Annotated in this window: 20 protein-coding genes; 9 read left to right on the top strand and 11 right to left on the bottom strand. The window is 64.2% G+C overall.

The genetic code is table 11. The annotated features are described in order from the left end of the window. The first annotated feature begins 50 nt into the window (after positions 1-50). Positions 51-959 (top strand): LysR substrate-binding domain-containing protein, encoded by a 909-nt coding sequence (locus ACNFCH_RS01130; RefSeq protein ID WP_416742110.1) that lies wholly within the window; start codon positions 51-53, stop codon positions 957-959. Here the strand turns inward: ACNFCH_RS01130 and ACNFCH_RS01125 are convergent. Together ACNFCH_RS01125 and ACNFCH_RS01120 are read right to left on the bottom strand one after the other, a co-directional pair. Then, positions 930-1,544 (bottom strand): NAD(P)-dependent oxidoreductase, encoded by a 615-nt coding sequence (locus ACNFCH_RS01125; RefSeq protein WP_337157830.1) that lies wholly within the window; start codon positions 1,542-1,544, stop codon positions 930-932. The two genes, ACNFCH_RS01130 and ACNFCH_RS01125, sit on opposite strands and share 30 nt — an antisense overlap. Positions 1,545-1,571: 27 nt before the next feature. After that, a complete protein-coding gene (locus ACNFCH_RS01120; RefSeq protein WP_416742109.1) occupies positions 1,572-2,447 on the bottom strand; it encodes an MBL fold metallo-hydrolase in 876 nt (291 codons plus the stop codon). A 101-nt stretch (positions 2,448-2,548) separates the two neighbouring features. On the opposite strand from ACNFCH_RS01120, the gene ACNFCH_RS01115 reads away from it, so the two are divergent. Further along, positions 2,549-3,454: a LysR family transcriptional regulator gene (locus ACNFCH_RS01115; RefSeq protein WP_337157832.1), complete on the top strand. Its 906-nt coding sequence runs from the start codon at positions 2,549-2,551 to the stop codon at positions 3,452-3,454. Positions 3,455-3,481: 27 nt separating this feature from the next. Here ACNFCH_RS01115 and ACNFCH_RS01110 read toward each other — a convergent pair whose 3' ends face one another. Further along, positions 3,482-4,351, bottom strand: a complete 870-nt coding sequence (locus tag ACNFCH_RS01110; RefSeq protein WP_196163118.1) for an isocitrate lyase/PEP mutase family protein — start codon at positions 4,349-4,351, stop codon at positions 3,482-3,484. A 382-nt stretch (positions 4,352-4,733) separates the two neighbouring features. Between ACNFCH_RS01110 and ACNFCH_RS01105 the strand changes: the two genes are divergently transcribed. Next, positions 4,734-6,185, top strand: coding sequence for an MDR family MFS transporter (locus tag ACNFCH_RS01105; protein WP_337157833.1), 1,452 nt, complete (start codon positions 4,734-4,736; stop codon positions 6,183-6,185). Positions 6,186-6,278: 93 nt separating this feature from the next. On the opposite strand, the gene ACNFCH_RS01100 is transcribed toward ACNFCH_RS01105, so the two are convergent. After that, entirely contained in the window at positions 6,279-6,911 is a 633-nt protein-coding gene (locus ACNFCH_RS01100) for a TetR family transcriptional regulator (protein ID WP_337157834.1), read from the bottom strand. Positions 6,912-7,166: 255 nt separating this feature from the next. Between ACNFCH_RS01100 and ttgA the strand changes: the two genes are divergently transcribed. The 6 genes from ttgA (at position 7,167) to ACNFCH_RS01070 (ending at position 16,421) form a co-directional block, all read left to right on the top strand. Then, positions 7,167-8,321 carry a toluene efflux RND transporter periplasmic adaptor subunit TtgA gene (ttgA, locus tag ACNFCH_RS01095; protein ID WP_196163116.1) on the top strand — a complete coding sequence of 385 codons (1,155 nt, stop codon included), beginning with the start codon at positions 7,167-7,169 and terminating at the stop codon, positions 8,319-8,321. A gap of 3 nt (positions 8,322-8,324) precedes the next feature. Then, on the top strand, positions 8,325-11,477 hold the full coding sequence (gene ttgB / locus ACNFCH_RS01090) for a multidrug efflux RND transporter permease subunit TtgB (RefSeq protein WP_416742108.1): 3,153 nt from the start codon (positions 8,325-8,327) through the stop codon (positions 11,475-11,477). Further along, positions 11,474-12,928, top strand: a complete 1,455-nt coding sequence (locus tag ACNFCH_RS01085) for an AdeC/AdeK/OprM family multidrug efflux complex outer membrane factor (protein ID WP_416742107.1) — start codon at positions 11,474-11,476, stop codon at positions 12,926-12,928. The genes ttgB and ACNFCH_RS01085 overlap by 4 nt, the downstream gene beginning before the upstream one ends. Positions 12,929-13,278: 350 nt before the next feature. After that, the gene (locus ACNFCH_RS01080; RefSeq protein ID WP_337157836.1) at positions 13,279-14,532 is read left to right on the top strand and encodes an OprD family porin; all 1,254 of its coding nucleotides are present in this window, start codon (positions 13,279-13,281) and stop codon (positions 14,530-14,532) included. 192 nt (positions 14,533-14,724) lie between these two features. Then, positions 14,725-15,654: a LysR family transcriptional regulator gene (locus ACNFCH_RS01075; protein WP_337157837.1), complete on the top strand. Its 930-nt coding sequence runs from the start codon at positions 14,725-14,727 to the stop codon at positions 15,652-15,654. Between the two features lie 239 nt (positions 15,655-15,893). Continuing rightward, complete coding sequence (locus tag ACNFCH_RS01070) at positions 15,894-16,421, top strand: DUF962 domain-containing protein (protein ID WP_337157838.1); 528 nt, start codon at positions 15,894-15,896, stop codon at positions 16,419-16,421. 83 nt (positions 16,422-16,504) lie between these two features. On the opposite strand, the gene pcaC is transcribed toward ACNFCH_RS01070, so the two are convergent. From pcaC to ACNFCH_RS01035, 7 genes are all read right to left on the bottom strand, one after another. Beyond that, positions 16,505-16,897: a 4-carboxymuconolactone decarboxylase gene (gene pcaC, locus ACNFCH_RS01065; RefSeq protein WP_070093782.1), complete on the bottom strand. Its 393-nt coding sequence runs from the start codon at positions 16,895-16,897 to the stop codon at positions 16,505-16,507. Between the two features lie 10 nt (positions 16,898-16,907). Continuing rightward, on the bottom strand, positions 16,908-17,699 hold the full coding sequence (gene pcaD, locus ACNFCH_RS01060) for a 3-oxoadipate enol-lactonase (RefSeq protein ID WP_416742105.1): 792 nt from the start codon (positions 17,697-17,699) through the stop codon (positions 16,908-16,910). Positions 17,700-17,710: 11 nt separating this feature from the next. Further along, positions 17,711-19,063 carry a 3-carboxy-cis,cis-muconate cycloisomerase gene (locus ACNFCH_RS01055; RefSeq protein WP_416742104.1) on the bottom strand — a complete coding sequence of 451 codons (1,353 nt, stop codon included), beginning with the start codon at positions 19,061-19,063 and terminating at the stop codon, positions 17,711-17,713. Positions 19,064-19,072: 9 nt separating this feature from the next. Continuing rightward, positions 19,073-20,362: an MFS family transporter gene (locus ACNFCH_RS01050; protein ID WP_337157841.1), complete on the bottom strand. Its 1,290-nt coding sequence runs from the start codon at positions 20,360-20,362 to the stop codon at positions 19,073-19,075. 227 nt (positions 20,363-20,589) lie between these two features. Next, positions 20,590-21,795 carry a 3-oxoadipyl-CoA thiolase gene (pcaF, locus tag ACNFCH_RS01045; protein WP_416742152.1) on the bottom strand — a complete coding sequence of 402 codons (1,206 nt, stop codon included), beginning with the start codon at positions 21,793-21,795 and terminating at the stop codon, positions 20,590-20,592. Then, positions 21,792-22,571, bottom strand: a complete 780-nt coding sequence (locus ACNFCH_RS01040) for a CoA-transferase subunit beta (protein ID WP_196163107.1) — start codon at positions 22,569-22,571, stop codon at positions 21,792-21,794. The genes pcaF and ACNFCH_RS01040 overlap by 4 nt, the downstream gene beginning before the upstream one ends. Then, positions 22,568-23,428, bottom strand: a complete 861-nt coding sequence (locus ACNFCH_RS01035) for a CoA transferase subunit A (protein ID WP_416742103.1) — start codon at positions 23,426-23,428, stop codon at positions 22,568-22,570. Before ACNFCH_RS01035 ends, ACNFCH_RS01040 begins: the two co-directional genes overlap by 4 nt. Positions 23,429-23,507 lie beyond the last annotated feature (79 nt).

Here is a 23,507-nt window from a genome sequence, read left to right as displayed (position 1 = left end):
AATGCAAAAAAACACATACTAGCCATGTCCCAGGATCATGGCTCACGTCAATGAAACGCCTCCCGCCCCTGCCCGCGCTGTACACCTTCCTGATCACCGCCCAACACTGCAACTTCACCCGTGCGGCCCAGCAGTTGCACATCACTCAAGGTGCGGTCAGCCGCCAGATCGCCGGCCTCGAAGAGCACCTTGGCTATGCGCTGTTCCAGCGCCAGGCGCGTGGCCTGAGCCTGACCCGCGAAGGCCAGGACTGGTTCCCACGGGTGCAGCAGATCTTCGCCCTGATCGAACAGGGCGTGCGCGAGGTGGGCAACCACAGCGCCACACTGCAGCTCAAGGCGCCCACCTGCGTCATGCGCTGGCTGCTGCCGCGCCTGATGGAATGGCAGGCGCTGCGCCCGGACGTGCCGGTGGAACTGACCACCACGGTGCAGCACGGCGTGGATTTTCGACGCGAAGGCTTCGACGCCGCCGTGGTATATGGTGCGCAGCCCAATGGGGGCTTGCAGGTGCGCAAGTTGTTCGATGAGCAATTGACGCCGGTGTGCGCGCCCTCCCTGCTCGCGGGGCCGCTGCCGCTGGCGCGCCTCGAGGACCTGTCCCGTCATATGCTGCTGCATCCGTCTCGAGATGAGCACGACTGGCGACTGTGGCTGCAAGCGGCCGGGGCCAGCGTCGAGCTCAATGGACCGCGCCAGCATTTCGAGACGCTGGACATGGCGATGGCCATGGCCTCCCAAGGCACGGGGGTGGCGATCGGCGATTGGGCGTTGGTCGGCGATGATCTGCGCAGTGGCAGGTTGTGCATGCCGTTCGGGCTGAAGGTGCTCACGGGCAAAGGCTATTACCTGGTCAGCCCTGCCCGGAGCATGCCGGCGGGGTTGGTCGAGTTGCTGGACTGGCTCGAGGCACGGGCCAGACCAGGCGACTCAGTAACCCACAGTGAAACGCGCCCGTGAATGGGCCGGATTCTCCAGCTCATCGATCATCGCGATGGCATAGTCGGCGAAGGTGATCCAGCTTTTGCCATCGGCGCCGATCAGCAGGTCATCCTTGCCCAGGCGAAAATGCCCACTGCGCGCACCTTCGACGAACTCGGCCGATGGCGAGAGGAAGGTCCACTCCAGACCCGACGTCTGACGCAGGGCGTCGAGAAAACGCACACCGGCACTGGCTTCTGCCTTATAGGCCTCAGGGAAATCCGGGCTGTCGATGACGCGCTGCCCAGACGGCAAAAGCAAGCTGCCTGCCCCGCCCACCACCAGCAAGCGAGCAACGCCCGTAGCCTTGACCGGCTCGATGATCGCCTCGGGCTCGATCGTGGAGAAATGCGCCGCGCTCAGGACGGCATCCGCCCCGGCCACGGCGGCCTGCAGGGCTGCACTGTCCTTGGCATCCAGCGCTTTGGTCGTAACCCCTTCGCGCCCGTTCAGCGTGGACGGGTCACGGGCGATGGCCACGACCTGATGACCCCGGCGCAGGGCCTCTTCCAGCAACTGGCTACCGGCACGGCCGGTGGCCCCGATGATTGCGATCTTGCTCATGGGAGACACTCCATCAGTTGAAAAGAATTACCACTGCATTTCGCCCTTGGCGACCTTGGCGCTGAGCTCCAGCGAACTGGCGTCGCCCAATTGTGGATAGCGCTGTTCCATGGCCTTGATCAACGCATCCGAATGGGCGGCCTTGGCCGCCTCGGCATCGAAGGCGCGGATGTAACCGGCGGTGAAACGCACAGCGTCCAGCGAGCGGCTGCTTTGCCCCAGGTAGTGGCCAGGGATCACCGTACGCGGGGCGAGTCGCTCGATGCGCTCGAGGGTCCCAAGCCAGTCGGCATGGGATTGAGCGGTCTGGGTGTCGGCCATCCAGACATGAATGTGCTCGGCCACGACCACACCACCGACCACAGCCTTGATCGACGGAATCCACACGAAGCTGCGGTCCGGTTGGGACCCCTCGAGACCGACGACTTCCAGCGCCTGCCCTTCCAGTTCCAGGCGATCACCCACCAGGACCTGCGGCACGACCAGTTTCGCGGGCTTGTCGCTGCCCATTTTCGGGCCCCAGTAGTCCAGCTTGGCGTCCATGGTCTTGCGGATATGCGCCACGGTGGCGGCCGAGGCGACCACTTGGGCTTTGGGAAACGCACGGGTCAGGGTATCCAGACCAAAGTAATAGTCCGGATCGCCATGGCTGACATAGATGGTGGTCAGTCGCTTGCCGCCTGCCTTCAAGCGCTGGACCAGCTGCTCGGCCTGGGCTTTGCCGAACTGGGCATCGACCAGGATGGCATCGTGTTCGCCACTGACGATCACCGAACTGACCGGAAAGATCGCATCATGGCCGGGGTTGTACACTTCAAGATGAAGGGGTTCGGCGGCCAGCGCCTGGCCGGCCAGGGCAAGACTGGCCAATACCAGGCTGCGCAGGGTGGTTATGAGCGACATTGGACATTCCTTGGTGGGAGAGTGAGCAACAGCATAGTTGCCCGATCCATCACAAAAAATGCGATGCTCAGACATAGTTTGTTTCTGAAATCGGGCAGATCATGGACCGTCTCAACGCCATGCGCGTCTTCGTTACGGTGGTCGATCTGGGTAGCCAGTCGGCCGCCGCGGATCACCTGCAACTCTCGCGACCGGTGGTGTCGCGTTATCTGGCAGAGCTGGAGGACTGGGTCGGCGCGCGCCTGATGCAGCGCACCACGCGCAAGCTCAGCCTGACGGCCGCTGGCCAGGAAACCTTGCCGCGCTGCCGTCAGTTGCTGGAGCTGGCCGGCGATCTGCAGGCCGCAGTACGCCAACCGGATGACGCCCCACGCGGCGAACTGCGCATCAGCGTCAGCACCTCGTTCGGCCAAGCCCAGTTGGTGGACGCGGTGGCCGAGTATGTGCGGTGTTATCCGGGGGTGAAGGTCGAGCTGCAGATGCTCGATCGCACGGTCAACCTGGTGGACGAGCGCATCGACCTGGCGATCCGCACCAGCAACGACCTGGACCCGAACCTGATCGCCCGGCGCCTGACCGTATGCCGCTCAGTCGTGTGCGCCGCGCCGGCGTACCTGGCCGAACACGGCCTGCCCCGGCAGGTCGAAGAACTGAGCCAGCACAACTGCCTGACCCACGCCTACTTCGGACACAGCCTTTGGCAATTCGAGGTGCAGGGCCGACACGTGGCTGTGCCGGTGCAAGGCAACATCAGCGCCAACGAGGCCATGACTTTGCAGAAGGCCGCGCTGGCCGGTGCCGGCATCGCCATGCTGCCGACCTACCAAGCGGCGGGTGCGCTACGCAGTGGAGAACTGGTGCGCTTGCTGCCCGAGGCGCGCCCGCGCGAGCTGAGCCTGAATGCGGTGTACACCTCACGCAAACACATGCCGGCAACCCTGCGCAGCATGCTGGATTTTCTCGCGCAGCGGTTCACCGATGAGCCGCAGTGGGATGAAGACCTCTGACCGCAGGCCTGTTCCCACCGTCACCGATCACTCTTCGACGCTCATGTACTCCTTGGCCCAGCGGATGTAATCCTCAGGCTGGGTGTAGGTGTGCGAGAGCTCGGTCGCGTTGAGGTTGTCAGACTTGTTCTGCTGCCCACGCTGCAGGCGCAGGCAGTCATAGGTGGCTTTGATGGCGGCGAAATAGGCGGCATGACCATCGACCACGATGCGCACCCCCAGGCTCGCCAGGCGCGCATCGTCACGCAGGTTCGGGTTACCGTAGCTGACCAGCATCAGCGGCACTGTGAGGTGTTCGGCGATCTGCTCCAGTTGCTCGAAATCCTTGACCCCGACCATGCAGATGCCGTCGGCACCAGCCTTCTGGTAGCTCTGGGTGCGATGAATGATTTCCTCGGTCGACAGCACGCCGGCATTGGTCCGGGCAATGATCGACAGCGCCGAATCGACCCGCGCCTCGATGGCCGCTCGGATCTTGCCCACGCCCTCTTCGACCGGAATCAGATCAGTGGACTTGCGACCGAACTGGGCCGGCAAGAGGGTGTCCTCGATGGTCAGCGCAGCGACACCGGCGCGCTCAAGTTCGATCACCGTGCGCATGACATTGAGCGCGTTGCCGTAGCCATGGTCGGCATCGGCGATCACCGGCAACTGTGCGACACGGCCAATGCGGGTGGCCTGCTCGACGAACTCACTCAAGGTGATCAGGGCGAAGTCGGGGGCGGCGAGCACCTGCAGCGAGGCCACCGAACCACCGAGGATGCCGACCTCGAAACCCAGGTCGGCGGCGATGCGGGCTGACATGGGGTCGAACACCGATGCGGTGTGATAGCACGAACCGGACGCAAGCAGTTCACGGAAGGCAAAACGCAGATCGTGGTGGGAAGCCTTGGGCATGATCACTCCGCAATAACAGGAAATTTGAACGGGCTGACTACCGACCCTTGAATCGGGTCTACCTGACCTGTTCCAACCGTCGCCATCAGGGCGGTCATGCTCGACATGCAGGCAGAGGAATAGAAGGTGTGGGATACAGCAGCATGAAATACGCAGGCAAATGACTGCACCATGCTGGTGCAAAGCCCGGATTTCAGCCGTTGAGGTCGGATCACGATATCACGCAGCCATGCGCTACTGGATGAATGCGCCAATGCCGATCTTGCATAGGGGATGCGCATAGTACATAGGAAGCTACGTAACTCAGCTACAATGCGGCCTTGTTCCGCGCTTGGCGTTCCTGTCGCCAACGCCCCACGAGCGACCACGACAAGGTATTTCCGTGACTGCCGCCCTGCCCCCCACTGTCCTGCGCACAGTCCTCACCGCCCTGATGCTGGCGATTTTTCTCGGTGCGCTGGACCAGACCATCGTCGCGGTCTCCATGCCGGCGATTTCCGCACAGTTCAACGATGTCGGCCTGCTGGCCTGGGTGATCTCCGGCTACATGGTGGCCATGACCATCGCCGTGCCCATCTACGGCAAGCTGGGCGACCTGTATGGCCGGCGACGCATGATCCTCACCGGTACGGCCTTGTTCACCCTCGCCTCGGTGGCCTGCGCCCTGGCCCAGGACATGCAGCAGTTGGTGCTGGCGCGCGTGATCCAGGGTATTGGCGCAGGAGGAATGGTTTCGGTGAGCCAGGCGATCATCGGCGACTTCGTACCGCCTCGCGAGCGCGGCCGCTACCAGGGCTATTTCAGCAGCATGTACGCCCTGGCCAGCGTCGCCGGCCCGGTCCTCGGCGGCTGGCTGACGGAGTACCTGTCCTGGCGCTGGGTGTTCTGGATCAACCTGCCCCTGGGTCTGTTCGCCCTATGGGCGATCCGTCGCGCCCTGACGGGCATGCCAGTACAACGCCGAGAAGCCCAGGTGGATTACCTCGGCGCGCTGCTGCTGATTCTGGGCCTGGGCAGCCTGCTGCTGGGCATCACCTTGGTCGGCCAAGGCCAGGCCTGGCTGTCGCCGCCGGTGCTGGCCCTGTTGGGCGCTGCCCTGCTGGGCCTTGTGTTGTTCATCGGCCATGAGCGGCGCTGCCCGGAGCCCCTGCTACCGCTCAAGCTGTTCGGCAACCGCGCGGCGGTGCTGTGCTGGTGTGCGATCTTCTTCGCCAGCTTCCAGTCGATCTCGCTGACCATGCTGATGCCCCTGCGCTACCAGAGCATCACCGGTGCTGGCGCCGACAGCGCCGCGCTGTACCTGCTGCCGCTGGCGATGGGCTTGCCCCTTGGCGCCTTCACAGGTGGGCGTCTGACCAGCCGCACCGGTCGCTATCGTCCGCAGATTCTCATCGGTTTCATCCTGATGCCACTGGCCATCCTCGGCATGGCCCTCACACCACCCCAATCGGCGCTGCTCGGGGCGGTGTTCATGCTGTTGACCGGGATTGCCTGCGGCTTGCAGTTTCCCACCTCGCTGGTGGGTACCCAAAGCGCGGTAGAACTGAAGGACATCGGTGTGGCGACCAGCACCACCAACCTGTTCCGCGCCCTGGGTGGTGCCATGGGGGTGGCCTGCATGTCCAGCCTGCTGCTGGCGCTGCTGCATCAAGGCGGTTTCGAGGCGCTGGGCAATCCGCTGTTGGGTAGCCTGCAGGCCGGCGAGCCAGACCCGCTGAGCCAGGCGCGACTGCTGCAAACCTTCCGCCACCTGCTGATGACCAGCGCCGCGCTGTCGCTCCTGGGCCTGGCCGCCGCCCTGGCCATGCCAGATCGGCAACTAAGAGGCCGGTGATGTCATCCGCCGGCACTGCAGCGGTATGCTGCGTACCATTAACTCCCCCTTAATAAAAGGGGGAAACACTTCATCACAATCATTCACAAAGTGTCATTTGCGCAAGGAAGGGCTCAAGCGCAGCATATCCAACCCTGTGTCGACCCACCGCTCGACATCGCGCAGCAGGTCGAAGCTGTCCGGCAGCAACAGCCAGCGCCCGATCAGGCCATCGACATAGGCGAACAAGGCGACAGCGGCACGCTGCACGTCGAGATCCTCGGGCAGTTGCCCGCGACGAACGGCATTGGCCATGGCCAGGGCGATGCCTTCGTGGCAATCCATCACGGCGCCCTGGCGCTGCTGGCGGATCTCGCACATGTCGTCGGTGAATTCACATTTATGGTGCAGGATCTCATTGATACGCCGGGTCCTGGCATCGAGCACCAGATCATTGAGCACCTGCAGCAACAAGGTGCGGATGCAGCCAAGCGGGTCGAGTTCATCCTCGCTCTCGCTGGCACGGGCCAGGTGGTCATGGGTTTCATGCAGGCTGTCCAGCAGTGCTTGGACCAGCTCGGCCTTGTTGTTGAAATGCCAATAGATCGCCCCGCGGGTCACGCCCGCCAGTTCAGCGATGTCGGCCAGGGTGGTTCGCGCAACCCCGCGCTTGTAGAAGGCCTTTTCCGCCGCCTCGATGATCTGGGCGCGGGTTTCCTGGGCTTCCTCTTTGGTTCGACGGACCATGGCAGCTCAACCTCATCACGACCCGCAGGCTCGACCGGCGCGCGGGGTTCAGGCCGGGGTCGCCTCTTTCAGGGCGTCTCCCGGGGAGTATTCGACGGATCCGCAACGCCCGCTTGAGGCTGATTGCGGTATTTACAAACAAGCATGAATGTAAGTATATTCGTTAGTAAGCTATTTATCCACCGGATAGCACCTTTTCTGAAAACACTTCAATTATTCTTGAGCGTCTCCCTGCTCTAGCGACCCGAGGATCCTATGCAATTCAAGCCAGCCGTCACCGCCCTGGTTTCCGCCGTCGCCCTGGCAACCCTGCTAAGTGGCTGTAAGAAAGAAGAAGCAGCGCCTGCGGCGCAGGCTCCTCTGGTGGGCGTTGTCACTCTCCAGCCCCAGGCCTATACCCTGACTTCCGAGCTGCCAGGGCGGACCACCGCCTTCCGCGTCGCCGAGGTCCGCCCGCAGGTCAACGGCATCATTCTCAAACGCCTGTTCAAGGAAGGCAGTGACGTCAAGGAAGGTCAGCAGCTGTACCAGATCGACCCGGCCGTCTACGAAGCCAACCTGGCCAACGCCCAGGCCAACCTGCAGGCCACCCGTTCGCTGGCCGAGCGCTACAAGCAGCTGATCGACGAGCAGGCTGTCTCCAAGCAGGAATACGACGACGCCAATGCCAAACGATTGCAGGCCGAGGCTTCGCTCAAGAGCGCCCAGATCGACCTGCGCTACACCAAGGTCCTGGCGCCGATCAGCGGCCGTGTCGGTCGCTCCTCGGTCACCGAAGGCGCACTGGTGAGCAATGGCCAGGCTAACGCGATGGCCACTATCCAGCAGCTCGATCCGATCTACGTCGATGTCACCCAGTCCACCGCCGAGCTGCTCAAGCTGCGTCGTGACCTGGAAAGCGGCCAGTTGCAGAAGGCCGGCGAGAACGCCGCCTCCGTCCAGCTGGTGCTCGAGGACGGCAGCCTGTTCAAGCAGCAAGGTCGCCTGGAGTTCTCCGAAGTCGCGGTCGACGAGACCACCGGCTCGGTGACCCTGCGTGCCATCTTCCCCAACCCCGAGCACACCTTGCTGCCGGGCATGTTCGTCCACGCCCGCCTGAAGGCCGGGGTCAATGCCAACGCCATTCTGGCGCCGCAGCAGGGCGTGACCCGTGACCTGAAAGGCACCCCCACCGCCCTGGTGGTCAACCAGGAGAACAAGGTCGAACTGCGCCAGCTCAAGGCCAGCCGTACCCTGGGCAGCGACTGGCTGATCGAGGAAGGCCTCAACCCGGGCGACCGCCTGATCACCGAAGGGCTGCAGTTCGTGCGTCCAGGTGTCGAGGTCAAGGTCAGCGAAGCCACCAACGTCAAGAAGCCGGGCAGCCCAGACCAGGCCAGCACTGCGAAAGTAGACGCCAAAGCGGAGTAAACCATGTCGAAGTTCTTTATCGATCGCCCGATCTTCGCCTGGGTGATCGCCTTGGTCATCATGCTGGTCGGCGCGCTCTCCATCCTGAAGCTGCCGATCAACCAGTACCCGAGCATCGCGCCTCCGGCCATCGCCATCGCCGTGACCTACCCGGGCGCCTCGGCGCAGACGGTGCAGGACACCGTGGTGCAGGTCATCGAGCAGCAGCTCAACGGTATCGACAACCTGCGTTATGTGTCCTCGGAGAGCAACTCCGACGGCAGCATGACCATCACCGCCACCTTCGAACAGGGCACCAACCCTGACACCGCGCAGGTCCAGGTACAGAACAAGCTGAACCTGGCCACCCCGCTGCTGCCGCAGGAAGTGCAGCAGCAAGGTATTCGTGTCACCAAGGCAGTGAAGAACTTCCTGCTGGTGATCGGCCTGGTGTCCGAAGACGGCAGCATGACCAAGGACGACCTGTCCAACTACATCGTTTCCAACATGCAGGACCCGATCTCGCGGACTGCTGGTGTAGGTGACTTCCAGGTGTTCGGTGCCCAGTACGCCATGCGTATCTGGCTCGACCCGGCCAAGCTGAACAAATTCCAGCTGACCCCGGTCGATGTGCGCAACGCGGTCAGTGCGCAGAACGTGCAGGTCTCTTCCGGCCAGCTCGGTGGCCTGCCGGCCATGCCGGGCACCCAGCTCAACGCCACCATCATCGGCAAGACCCGCCTGCAGACCGCCGAGCAGTTCGAGAAGATCCTGCTCAAGGTCAACAGCGACGGCTCTCAGGTGCGCCTGAGCGATGTCGCCAAGGTCGGCCTGGGCGGTGAGAACTACGCCATCAGCGCCCAGTACAACGGTTTCCCGGCCTCGGGCCTGGCGATCAAGCTGGCCACCGGCGCCAACGCCCTGGATACCGCCAAGGCGCTGCGCAAGACCATCAGCGACCTGGAGCCGTTCTTCCCGCCGGGCGTGAAGGCCGTGTTCCCGTACGACACCACTCCGGTGGTCACCGAATCCATCAGCGGTGTGATCCACACCCTGATCGAAGCGGTGGTCCTGGTGTTCCTGGTGATGTACCTGTTCCTGCAGAACTTCCGCGCCACCATCATCACCACCATGACCGTACCGGTGGTGTTGCTGGGTACCTTCGGCATCCTCGCCGCCGCGGGCTTCAGCATCAACACCCTGACCATGTTCGCCATGGTCCTGGCCATCGGCTTGCTGGTGGACGATGCCATCGTCGTGGTGGAGAACGTCGAGCGGGTCATGTCCGAGGAGGGCTTGCCGCCCAAGGAAGCGACCAAGCGCTCCATGGAGCAGATCCAGGGTGCACTGGTGGGTATCGCCCTTGTGCTGTCGGCGGTACTGCTGCCGATGGCGTTCTTCGGCGGTTCCACTGGTGTGATCTACCGTCAGTTCTCCATCACCATCGTCTCGGCCATGGGCCTGTCGGTGCTGGTGGCGCTGATCTTCACCCCGGCCCTGTGCGCCACCATGCTCAAGCCGCTGAAAAAGGGCGAGCACCATGTGGCCAAACGCGGCTTCTTCGGCTGGTTCAACCGCAACTTCGACCGCAGCGTACAAGGCTACGAGCGCAGCGTCGGCGGCATCCTGCGCAACAAGATCCCGTTCCTGCTTGCCTACGCCCTGATCGTGGTCGGCATGATCTGGCTGTTCATGCGCATCCCCACCGCGTTCCTGCCTGAAGAAGACCAAGGCGTGCTGTTCGCCCAGGTCCAGACTCCGGCCGGCTCCAGCTCCGAACGCACCCAGGTGGTGGTCGACCAGATGCGCGAGTACCTGCTCAAGGACGAAGCTGACACCGTCTCCTCGGTCTTCACCGTGAACGGCTTCAACTTCGCCGGCCGTGGCCAGAGCTCGGGCATGGCATTCATCATGCTCAAGCCATGGGACGAGCGCTCGGCGGAAAACAGCGTGTTCAACCTCGCTGCCCGCGCCCAGAAACACTTCTTCAGCTTCCGTGACGCCATGGTGTTCGCCTTCGCGCCACCTGCGGTACTCGAACTCGGCAACGCCACCGGCTTCGACGTGTTCCTCCAGGACCGCGCCGGTGTCGGCCACGCGAAACTGATGGAAGCGCGCAATGAGTTCCTGGCCAAGGCCGCCCAGAGCAAGGTGCTCAGCGCGGTGCGTCCGAACGGCCTGAACGACGAGCCGCAGTACCAGCTGACCATCGATGACGAACGTGCCAGCGCCCTGGGCGTGACCATCGCCGACATCAACGCCACCCTGTCCATCGCCCTGGGCGGCAACTACGTCAACGACTTCATCGACCGCGGCCGGGTCAAGAAGGTGTACATCCAGGGCGAACCTAGCGCCCGGATGAGCCCGGAAGACCTGCAGAAGTGGTACGTGCGCAACGGCGCGGGCGAGATGGTGCCGTTCTCCTCCTTCGCCAAGGGTGAATGGAGCTACGGCTCGCCGAAGCTCTCGCGCTACAACGGCGTGGAAGCGGTCGAAATCCTCGGTGCCCCGGCGCCGGGCTACAGTACCGGTGAGGCCATGGCCGAGGTCGAGCGCATCGCAGGCGAACTGCCGGCGGGCATCGGCTACTCCTGGACCGGCATGTCCTACGAGGAAAAACTCTCCGGCTCGCAGATGCCGGCACTGTTCGCCCTCTCGGTCCTGTTCGTGTTCCTGTGCCTGGCGGCCCTGTACGAAAGCTGGTCGATCCCGATCGCCGTCGTGCTGGTCGTACCGTTGGGTATCATCGGTGCACTGATCGCCACCAGCATGCGCGGGCTGTCCAACGACGTGTACTTCCTGGTCGGCCTGCTGACCACCATCGGCCTTGCAGCGAAGAACGCGATCCTGATCGTCGAATTCGCCAAGGAGCTGCACGAGCAGGGTCGCAGCCTGTATGACGCGGCCATCGAGGCCTGCCGCATGCGTCTGCGTCCAATCATCATGACCTCGCTGGCGTTCATCCTCGGCGTGGTACCGTTGACCATCGCCAGCGGCGCAGGCTCGGGCAGCCAGCACGCCATCGGCACCGGGGTGATCGGCGGTATGATCAGTGCGACCGTGCTGGCCATCTTCTGGGTACCGCTGTTCTTCGTAGCAGTGTCGTCGCTGTTCGGCAGCAAGAAGCCTGAATCCGACGCCACCCCTGAAACTACTCGTTATGAGGCTGGGCAATGACCAAGTCTTTGTTATCCCTGGCGGTAACCGCTTTCATCCTCGGCGGCTGCTCGCTGATCCCTGACTATCAGACCCCGGAGTCGCCGGTGGCTGCGCAGTGGCCGCAAGGCCCTGCGTACTCGCCGACCCAGTCGGCCGACGTGGCCGCCGCCGAGCAGGGCTGGCGTCAGTTCTTCCATGATCCTGCGTTGCAGCAGTTGATCCAGACCTCGCTGGTCAACAACCGCGACCTGCGCGTCGCCGCCCTGAACATCGACGCCTACCGGGCCCAGTACCGCATCCAGCGGGCCGACCTGTTCCCGGCGGTATCGGCCAATGGCAGCGGCAGCCGCCAGCGGGTACCGGCGAACATGTCGCAGACCGGCGAAGCGGGCATCACCAGCCAGTACTCGGCAACCTTGGGCGTCAGCGCCTATGAACTGGACCTGTTCGGCCGTGTGCGCAGCCTGACCGAGCAGGCCTTGGAGACCTACCTCTCCAGTGAGCAGGCCCGCCGCTCCACGCAGATCGCCCTGGTCGCCAGCGTGGCCAACGCCTACTACACCTGGCAGGCCGACCAGGCGCAGCTCAAGCTGACCGAAGAAACCCTCAAGACCTACGTCGAAAGCTACAACCTCACCCGCCGCAGCAATGAGGTGGGTGTGGCGTCGGCGCTCGATGTGAGCCAGGCTCGCACCGCCGTTGAAGGCGCGCGGGTCAAGCTGGCGCAGTACCAGCGCCTGGTCGCACAGGACCTGAACAGCCTGACCGTGCTGCTGGGCACTGGCGTGCCGGCCGACCTGCCGGCACCGCTTCAGCTCGACGCCGACCAGCTGGCCGAGGTCCCGGCCGGCCTGACGTCGGACCTGCTGCAACGTCGTCCGGACATCCAGGAAGCCGAGCACCTGCTCAAGGCCGCCAACGCCAACATCGGCGCTGCCCGCGCCGCGTTCTTCCCGAGCATCAGCCTGACCGCCAACGCCGGTACCCTGAGCCCGGACATGGGCGGGCTGTTCAAGGGCGGGTCGGGCACCTGGCTGTTCCAGCCGCAGATCAACCTGCCGATCTTCAATGCCGGCAGCCTGAAAGCGAGCCTGGACTACTCGAAGATCCAGAAGGACATCAACGTCGCCAAGTACGAGAAGACCATCCAGACCGCCTTCCAGGAAGTCTCCGATGGCCTGGCGGCACGCAAGACCTTCGAGGAGCAACTGCAGGCCCAGCGCGACCTGGTGTCCGCCAACCAGGATTACTACCGCCTGGCCGAGCGTCGCTACCGCATCGGGATCGACAGCAACCTGACCTTCCTCGATGCCCAGCGCAACCTGTTCAGCTCGCAGCAATCGCTGATCAACGACCGGCTCTCGCAGCTGGTCAGCGAGGTCAACCTGTACAAGGCCCTCGGTGGTGGCTGGTACGAGCAGACCGGGCAGGCCAATCAGCAGGCTTCGGTGGACACACCGAAAAGCTGATCGCCCCAGCAGCAACATCAAGCCCACCCTTGCGGTGGGCTTTTTCATGGCAGTCCAGCCTTCTTTGCGGTTAAACCCGCTTCCACAGGTGTTACGCCGCTCTCAAAAACGCCGCTGTGCCCGTGGGTTTACCCGTGAAGAGGCGCGCTCTGGCAGCATAAATTAACCACTGCGAACATTCCGTTCGATTACCGCCCTGTTCCGCTTCGAGCGAATTGCCTCGCCCCCGGCTTCCCCCGCACCATCGCCCACGCAACGTTGCACACGCTCTCACAAAAAGACGCCAAACCCTGCGGCCCGCACCCGCAGCGCACCGGCTCGCCCGAATAAAAACAAGAGATCCGCAACCGATGAGCATTTTGCAACCCGCACGCCAACTGCTGCCCGGCCTGTTGGCCTTGTCCTGCGCCCTGCCCTCCCTGGCCGCTGAAAGCGGTTTCGTGGAAGGTGCCAAGGCCACCCTCAACCTGCGCAACTTCTACATCAATCGCAACTTCGTCGACCCGGCCAACCGCCAGGGCAAGGCCGAGGAATGGACCCAGAGCTTCATTCTCGATGCCCGCTCCGGCTTCACCCAAGGCACCGTCGGTTTCGGCCTGGATGTGCTCGGGCTGTATTCGATCAAGCTCGATGGCGGCAAGGGCACGGCCGGCACCCACCTGCTGCCCGTGCATGACGACGGCCGCCCCGCCGATGATTTCGGCCGCCTTGGCGTGGCGCTCAAAACGAAGGTGTCGCAGACCGAACTGAAGGTCGGCGAATGGATGCCGGTGCTGCCGATCCTGCGTTCGGACGACGGCCGCTCATTGCCGCAGACCTTTCGCGGCGGCCAGCTCACCTCCCAGGAGATCGCCGGGCTGACCCTGTACGCCGGCCAGTTCCGTGGCAACAGCCCGCGCAACGACGCCAGCATGGAAGACATGTCGCTCAATGGCCGCACCGCCTTCACCTCCGATCGCTTCAACTTCGCGGGCGGCGAATACACCTTCAACGACAAGCACACGATGGTTGGCCTGTGGAACGCCCAGCTCAAGGACATCTACCGCCAGCAGTACCTCAACCTGGTACACAGCCAACCGCTGGGCGACTGGACCCTGGGCGCCAATCTCGGCTACTTCGTCGGCGGCGAGGACGGTGCCGAGCGTGCCGGCGAACTGGACAACCGCACCGCCTCGGCCATGCTCTCGGCACGCTACCAAGGCCATACGCTCTACGTGGGTTTGCAGAAAGTCAGCGGTGATGACGCCTGGATGCGCGTCAACGGTACCAGCGGCGGCACCCTGGCCAACGACAGCTACAACTCGAGCTTCGATAATGCCAAGGAGCGCTCCTGGCAGGTGCGCCACGATTTCAACTTCGTCGCCCTCGGCGTGCCCGGCCTGACCTTGATGAACCGCTACATCAAAGGCGACAACGTGCAGGCAGGCGGTGTCACTGACGGCAAGGAATGGGCACGGGAAACCGAGCTTGCCTATGTGGTTCAGGCCGGCACGTTCAAGGACCTGTCACTGAAATGGCGCAACTCCACCATGCGCCGGGATTTCAGCACCAACGCATTCGACGAGAACCGCCTGATCATCAGCTATCCGCTGAACCTGCTATAGCCAGGCCCGGCTTCTTCGCGGGTAAACCTGTTCCAGCAACGATCACCACCCGCTTTGTGGGAGTGGGTTACCCGCGGATCGTTCGACCGCCATTAAATAGCTATATGGAATAATCAAATCAAATAACATTCTTTGACGCTATATATGATGACCCGCTAAAACCGAGCCCTGATCTCGCACCAGAGCCCGAACATGGACCTTCGCCAACTGCGCTACTTCATTGCCCTGACCGAACACCGCAGTTTCGTTCGCGCCGCCGAAGCCATGGGCATCACCCAGCCGGCCTTCAGCCGCGCCATCCAGGGGCTGGAACAGACCTTGGGCTGCCCCCTTGTCGACCGCGCCAGCAAGGCCCTTCAACCCACCCCTGAAGGACAGGTCGTACTGCAACATGCCAGGCGCCTGGTCCAGGGGGCCGCGCAACTGAGCAACGATGTACTGCAGATGACCAAGCTCGACGCTGGCGAGCTGCATTTCGGCAGTGGGCCGGCGCTCGCCGCACGCCTGGTGCCTGAGGCCCTGCGGTATTTCATCCAGGCGCACCCAGGGATCCGCACCTGCTTGCAAGTGGAAAACGCAGAACGCCTGGGCCAGGCCCTGCGCCGTGAGCACATCGAGTTCTTCGTCGACGATATCCGCCCCTTCGAGGCCGATCCATACTTTCATACCGAGCCGCTGACACCCCGCCCCGGGTTGTTCTTCTGCCGCCCCGGTCACCCCTTGCTGGCCAAGGACAGCCTGTCGACCAATGACCTCTTCGCCTACCCACTGGCCAGCGCCCTGCTCGTTCCCGGGGTGCGCAAGCGGCTGGCGAACTTGAGCGGGCGCAGCGATTTCACGCCTCACCTGCAAACCGAGCACTTGGCCGTGCTGCGCAGTGTCGTGCTGGCCACCAACGCCATTGGCAGTGCCAGCGAAGAGGCGGTTGTCGAAGACCTCGCCGCCGGGCGTCTGGTCCGGCTGCACTGGCGCAACCTGCCGCCAGGGCTGGAGGTGCTGAGTGTGCGCTGCGGGGTGGTCAGCCGCAGCGGCTACCGGCTTTCGCCCGCGGCTCGGGCGATGATCGAGACCCTGGTGCGGCTCGACACGCCCGCCCAGCCATCTGCCCGCAGCCTGGGATAGCGTCATTCGCTGCGGTGATGGCAGGCCATCACCTGCACCGGGTTCCGACCCTGATGGCCGGGCGCTATGCTCAGCATGACGCCCTTTCGCGGGAGAGGGAGCAACTGTCTGGCTGCGCAGCGTCTTCTTCACGGGTGAACCCGCTCCCAAGGATTCTCCAGTGCCCTCAGTTATCACCGCGATACCCGCGAATGAACCGGGTCAAGTACAAGCCAATCAGGCCCCAGGGAGGAACCACCATGAAGACCCTAGTCGACCACCTGAGCCAGTACGCCAGCTATCACCGCGACCCACGCAACATCGCCACCCACTTCGTCGGGATTCCGCTGATCGTGCTGGCGGTGACCATTCTGCTGTCACGCCCCGGCGGATCGATGGCAGGTTTATGGCTGTCCCCCGCGCTGCTGGTCGCTGCCGCCTCGGTGTGGTTCTACCTGCGCCTGGATGTGCGCTTCGGGCTGGTCATGGGCGCGTTGCTGGGGGTGTGCCTGTGGATTGGCCAGGCGCTCGCGGTCCAGGCTACCGGGCTGTGGCTGAGCGCCGGGCTCGGTGCCTTCGTGGTGGGTTGGATCATCCAGTTCGTCGGCCATTATTACGAAGGCCGAAAGCCGGCATTCGTGGACGATATCAGCGGGCTGATCATCGGCCCGCTGTTCGTGGTGGCGGAGCTGGCCTTCATGCTGGGGCTGTGTCCAGCGCTCAAGCGCGCCGTGGAAGCCAATGCCGGGCCCGTAGCGGTGCGGCACAAGAAAACGGCAGTGCGATAACACCAAGAGCCGCTCCAGATACAGCGCCGGGCCTGTAGGAGCGGCCTTGTATCGCGATGGGCTGCAACGCAGCCCCCTTTCTCTCACTGGCGAGACTCTACCCCCAACTCATCCCACACCGACTCGGCCAGGTGGAAGGTGGCATTGGCTGCCGGGATCCCGCAGTAAATCGCACTCTGCATGATCACCTCCTTGATCTCTTCGCGTGTCACGCCGTTGTTGGCGGCCGCGCGCAGGTGCAGCTTGAGCTCATCGTTACGGTTCATGCCGATGAGCATGGCGATGGTGATCAGGCTGCGGGTATGCCGGGGCAAGCCCGGGCGGGTCCAGATATCGCCCCAGGCATGGCGGGTGATCATTTCCTGGAACTCGCCATTGAAGTCGTTGAGCTTCTCCAGGCTGCGGTCCACATGGGCATCACCGAGCACGGCGCGGCGCACCTGCATGCCAGCGTCGTAGCGTTGTTTCTCATCCATCGGAGGATCCTCAGCAGGCCAGCAGAAAATCGAGCACCCGACGGGTGAACGGCGCGCCGATCTCGACATTGGACAGGTGCGCCGCGGCAAACTCCACGTACGCCGCCCCCGGGATCTGCGCCTGCATGAAGCGGCCATGCGCCGGCGTGGTCACCGCATCCGCGGTACCCGCGACGATCAGGGTCGCTACCTTCACCCCTACAAGTTGCTCACGAAAGTCCGCATCACGCACTGCCGCGCAATTGGCGGCATACCCCGCAGGCGAAGTCTGCGCCAGCATCTGGCAGATACGTTGGGCCTGTTCGGGCTGGGCCTGGGCAAAGCCTGGGGTGAACCAGCGGGCGATGGAGGCATCGCGCAGGTCGACCATCGTCTGCTGGCCGCCCTTGAGCACGGTGTCGATTCGGGTGTTCCACACCTCGTCGTTGGCGATCCTCGCAGCGGTGTTGCACAGGGTCAGGCTAAGCAGACGGTCGCCGGCATTCACACCCAGCCACTGACCGATCAGGCCGCCCATGGACAGGCCGACGAAGTGGGCCCGCGGGATATCCAGCGCATCGAGCAACGCCAGCACGTCACGGCCGAGCTGTTCGATGCGATAAGGACCCTCGGTGACCTGCGAGCCGCCGTGGCCACGGGTGTCGTAGCGCAGCACGCGAAAATGCCCGGTCCACGCCGGGATCTGCGTGTCCCACATGTGCAGGTCGGTACCCAGCGAGTTGGACAACACCAGCACCGGGGCGTGCTCTGGGCCGTCGAGTTGATAGTTCAATACGCCATCGGCCAGTTGCAGTTGCGCCACAGCGGTCTCCTTCAGGCAGTGAAACGTTGATGTTCGGCCACGGCACGCGCCACCCAGACGCGGGCCTGGCCCAGGTAATGGGCTGGGTCGAGCAGGCGGTCGAGTTCTTCCGCGCTCAGTTCGGCGCTGATCTGCGCATCCTCCCCCAGCACCGCGCGCAGATGGCGTTGTTCGGCCACCGCGCGCTGGCAGCAGTGCTCCAGCAGATGGTGGGCGCGATCACGCCCCAGGCGCTGGGCCAGGACGATGCTCACCGCCTCAGCCAGTACCAGGCCCTGGGTCAGATCCAGATTGCGGCGCATGCGCTTGGCATCCACCTCCATGCCATCGGCGATCACCTGGGCCTGGCGCAGGGCGCCGGACACCAGGCAGCAGATTTCCGGCAGGGTTTCCCATTCGGCGTGCCACAGGCCCAGGCTGCGCTCGTGCTCCTGAGGCATGGCCGCGAACATCGTGGACACCAGGCCCGGCACCCGTGCGGCGGCGCCGATCAGCACTGCCGCGCCCACCGGGTTGCGTTTATGCGGCATGGTCGAGGAGCCGCCCTTGCCCGGCGCGGAGGGCTCGAACAACTCCCCCGCCTCGGTCTGCATCAGCAGGCTGACATCGCGCCCGAACTTGCCCAGCGTGCCAGCCACCAGCCCCAGCACCGAGGCGAACTCCACCAGCCGATCGCGCTGGGTGTGCCAAGGTTGCTCGGGCAGGCTCAAGCCCAGTTCCCCGGCCACCCCTTCAGCCACCGGCAAGGCCTTGCTGCCCAAGGCCGCGAGGCTGCCGGAGGCACCGCCGAACTGCAGGCACAGCAGGCGCGGACGCAACTCTGCAAGACGCTGACGATGGCGAGTCAATGCGCCCAGCACCCCGGCCAGCTTCATGCCCAGGGTGACCGGCGTCGCGTGCTGCAGCCAGGTGCGCCCCACCAAGGGCGTATCGGCATGCAGCAGGGCCTGGCGGGCCAGGGTCTCGGCCAGCCGGACAAGGTCGGCCTCGATCAGCGCCAGGGCATCGCGCAATTGCAGCACCAGCCCGGTGTCCATGGCGTCCTGGCTGGTCGCCCCCAGGTGCACGTAACGCTCGGCCTCGGGCACGCCGCTGGCGATCACTTTGCCCAAAGCCTTCACCAAGGGGATCGCCGAGTTGCCCGCCGTGGCGATGGCCTCGGCCAGGGCACGGGTGTCATAGCGTTCGGCGTGGCAGGCAGTCTCGATGGCCGCCACGGCGCTGTGCGGCACCAGCCCGACGGCCGCTTCGGCGCGCGCCAGGGCCGCCTCGAAATCGAGCATGCCCTGCAGGCGGCCACGGTCACAGAAGATCTCGCGCATGGCGGGCGCTGTGAAGTAAGCGTCGAAGAGCTGGTTGGTCATGCAACGTCCTTAATGATCATGGTGCAGATACGCTGCCTGTTTCGGCAGGCGCAGGCTGAACAGGAAGGCCACCGCCATCATGGCGGTCACGTACCAGTAGAAGGTGTTCTCCATCCCCAGGGTTTTCAAGCCCAGCGCCACGTACTCGGCCGATCCGCCGAACACCGCATTGGCCACCGCATAGGCCAGGCCAACGCCCAGGGCCCGAACCTGTGTGGGGAACATCTCGGCCTTCACCAGGCCACTGATCGAGGTGTAGAAACTGACGATGCACAGCGCCAGGCTCACCAGCACGAAGGCCAGGAACGGGCTGGTCACAGTCTTGAGCGCCATCAGCAGTGGCACCGTGAACACCGTGCCCAAGGCGCCGAACAGCATCATCGAGTTACGCCGGCCAATGCGGTCGGACAACATGCCGAACAGCGGCTGCAGGATCATGAACAGGAACAGCGCCCCGGTCATCACGAAACTGGCGCTCTTGGCGTTCATCCCGGCGGTGTTGACCAGGAATTTCTGCATGTAGGTGGTGAAGGTGTAGAAGATCAGCGAACCGCCGGCGGTGTAACCCAACACGGTGATGAACGCCGCGGCGTGATTGCGAAACAGCCCGCTGATGGTGCCGGCTTCTTTGTCCTGGCGGGTTTCGGCGCTGCTGGTCTCTTTCAGCGAGCGGCGCAGCATCAACGAGATCAGCGCGGCGATGGCACCGACCACGAAGGGAATGCGCCAGCCATAGGCGCGCAGTTCGTCTTCGGTCAGCAACTGCTGCAGGATCACCACCACCAGCACGGCCAGCAACTGCCCGCCGATCAGCGTGACGTACTGGAACGAGGCGAAGAAGCCGCGCTGCCCGCGCAATGCCACTTCACTCATGTAGGTCGCGGTGGTGCCGTATTCACCGCCCACCGACAGCCCCTGGATCAGCCGCGCCAGCAACAGCAGGGCCGGCGCCCAGGTGCCGATGCTCGCGTAGGTCGGCAGGCAGGCGATGATCAGCGAGCCGCCGCACATCATCAGGACCGAGATCATCAGGGAATTCTTGCGACCGTGGCGGTCGGCCAGACGGCCGAAGATCCAGCCACCGATCGGACGCATCAGAAAGCCTGCGGCGAACACCCCGGCGGTATTGAGCAACTGCACGGTGGGATCGTCCGAGGGGAAGAAGGCCGGGGCGAAGTAGATGGCGCAGAAGGCATAGACATAGAAGTCGAACCATTCCACCAGGTTGCCCGAGGAGGCACCGACGATGGCGAAGATGCGCTTACTGCGTTCCTCGCCTGTGTAGTAGCTAGAGGTCATGACGTGCTTACTCCTAGAAGGTCACTGCTAAGTCTAGACACACCCAGTAACAATCTCGTTCCGCTGTCCTGCCTGCACCTGGCTGATTCCAATCGTGGGGCAATGGTTCAACAGGGTCCCGGCGTTGTGCTCCAGCTCAGGCCCATTCGCGGGTAACCCACAGGTTCAACGGTGAGCCTGTAGGGGGGTACCCGCCGAATGGGCCGAACCTGCCGGACGTCACCCGATCACACGCGTTCGATCGCCAAGGCCAGCCCCTGCCCTACGCCAACGCACATGGTCGCCAGGCCCTTGCGCCCGCCGCGCTTCTCCAGTTGATGCAGCGCGGTCAGCACCAGACGAGCGCCGCTCATGCCCAGCGGATGGCCCAAGGCGATGGCACCGCCGTTGGGGTTCACCTGCGGGGCATCGTCCGCGATACCCAGCTCGCGCAGTACGGCCAGGCCCTGGCTGGCGAAGGCTTCGTTCAACTCGATGACATCGAAATCCGCCACCGCGATGCCCAGTCGCTCGCTCAGCTTGCGCACCGCTGGCACCGGGCCGATCCCCATCACCCGAGGCGCCACACCGGCACTGGCCATGCCCAGCACCCGCGCACGCGGGGTGAGGCCATGCTTTTTCACTGCTTCAGCCGACGCCAGGATCAGCGCAGCCGCACCGTCGTTGACGCCCGAGGCATTGCCAGCGGTGACGGTCTTGTCCGGGCCGTTGACCGGCTTGAGCTTGGCCAAGGCCTCCAAAGTGGTCTCTGGGCGCAGGTGCTCGTCCTGCTCGACCAAGGTCTCGCCCTTCCTGTGAACGATACGCACCGGCACGATCTCTTCGGCGAAGAACCCTGCCGCCTGGGCTGCCGCTGCCTTCTGCTGGCTACGCTGGGCGAAGGCGTCCTGATCGGCGCGCGAAACCTGGTAATCGTCGGCCACGTTGTCGGCGGTCTCGGGCATGGCATCCACGCCGTACTGGGCCTTCATCAGGGGGTTGATGAAACGCCAGCCGATGGTGGTGTCCTCAAGCTTCATGTTGCGCGAGTAGCCGCTCTCGGCCTTGCCCATGACGAACGGGGCACGGGACATCGACTCCACGCCGCCTGCGATCGCCAGCTCCATCTCACCGCTGGCGATGGCACGGAACGCGGTACCGACCGCATCCATCCCCGAGGCGCACAGGCGGTTGAGGGTCACGCCCGGAACGCTCTGCGGCAGGCCGGCCAGCAGCAGCGCCATGCGCGCCACGTTGCGGTTGTCTTCGCCAGCCTGGTTGGCACAGCCCAGGAACACCTCGTCGAGCTGCGACCAGTCAACCTGCGGGTTGCGCTCGATCAGCGCCTTGAGCGGCACCGCCGCCAGGTCGTCGGCACGCACGCCGGCCAAGGCGCCACCGAAGCGGCCGATCGGGGTGCGGATGGCGTCGCAGATGAATACGTCACGCATCAGGCTTCTCCTGCGGTCTGACCATGGGCGGCGGCGGTGCGGGCTTCCAGGTCGCGCAGTGCGCCCAGCTCGACCTCGGTGGGGGCATCGGTAGTCTGCACACTGTCCGCGAAGCGGATCTGCCAACCGGTGGCGGCGACGATCTGCTCGCGGGTCACGCCGGGGTGGATCGAGGTGACCACGAACTCGTGGGTGCCGGCTTCCGGCTCCATGATGCACAGGTCGGTGATGATGCCGACCGGGCCATCGCCCGGCAGGCCCAGGCGTTTGCGCGAATCGCCGCCCTCGCCGTGACCGACCGAGGTGATGAAGTCCAGCTTCTCGACGAAGGCGCGAGGCGACTGCTTGAGGATGATCAGCACCTGCTTGGCGGAGCCAGCGATCTCCGGCGCGCCGCCTGCACCCGGCAGGCGGGTCTTGGGCGCGTGGTAATCACCGACCACGGTGGTGTTGATGTTGCCGAAGCGGTCGACTTGGGCTGCGCCGAGGAAGCCCACATCGATACGACCACCTTGCAGCCAGTAGCGGAAGATCTCGGCAGTAGGCACCACGGTATCGGCGGTTTCGGCCAGCTCGCCATCACCAATCGACAGCGGCAACACGCTGGGCTTGGCACCGATCGGGCCGGATTCGTAGATCAGCACCACGTCTGGCGAGGATGTCAGGCGCGCCAGGTTGGCGGCCTTGGACGGCAGGCCGATACCCACGAAGCAGACCGCACCGTTACGCAGGCGACGGGCCGCGGCGACGGTCATCATTTCGGAAGTGGAATAGCTCATTGCGCAGCCTCCGCGGTGCTGGCCAGCTTGGCCTTGAATTCATTGAAGTCGGCGGTGCCACGGATATAGGTGTCGATCCAGGCAGTGAACGACTCACGGTTGCGGGCGATCGGGTCCCAGGCCTGGTAGAAGCGGTTGTCGCGCTCGTAGTAACCATGGGCATAGGACGGATGGGCACCGCCCGGCACCAGGCATACGGCACTGAGCGCCCAGGTCGGCAGGACACAGGCATTCATCGGCGCCTGCAGGTCATCGACGATCTCCTCGACGGTAACGATGCAACGCTTGGCCGCCAGAGCCGCTTCCTTCTGCACACCCAGGATGCCCCAGAGCAACACGTTGCCCTTGCGGTCGGCCTTCTGGGCGTGGATCACGGTGACGTCCGGACGCACCGACGGCACGGCGGCGAGCACTTCCCCCGTGAACGGGCAGGTCACGCTCTTGATCAGCGGATTGACCTTGGGCAGGTCGGAGCCTGCGTAGGCGCGCAGCACGGCAAACGGCAGACCCGAGGCCCCCGCGACGTAGGCGTTGGCCAGGTCAGCGTGGCTGTGCTCTTCGATTTCGATGGCGTGAGGCCACTGTTTTTCCACCGCATCGCGCAGACGGTGCAGCGAGCCCACACCGGGGTTACCGCCCCAGGAGAAGATCAGCTTGCGCGCGCAACCGGCACCGATCAACTGGTCGTAGATCAGGTCCGGAGTCATGCGCACCAAAGTCAGATCCTGCTTGTTCTGACGGATGATCTCATGGCCGGCGGCGGTCGGGATCAGATGGGTGAAACCTTCGAGGGCGACGGTATCGCCATCCTGGATGAATTGCTTCACGGCGTCGTGAAGCGAGAGGATTGCTGCCATTGGAGACTCCTGGTCAGGACGAGTCGGGTCAGGGAGCAGCGGGCCGATGCATCGCTGCGATGGGCTCAGATTAAGGAGG

The organism is Pseudomonas sp. NY15354 (assembly GCF_048068075.1).
GTDB classification, from domain to species: domain Bacteria; phylum Pseudomonadota; class Gammaproteobacteria; order Pseudomonadales; family Pseudomonadaceae; genus Aquipseudomonas; species Aquipseudomonas guariconensis_C.
The sequence above is the reverse complement of the archived record's forward strand: the minus strand, read 5'-3'. Positions and strand labels throughout refer to the sequence as shown.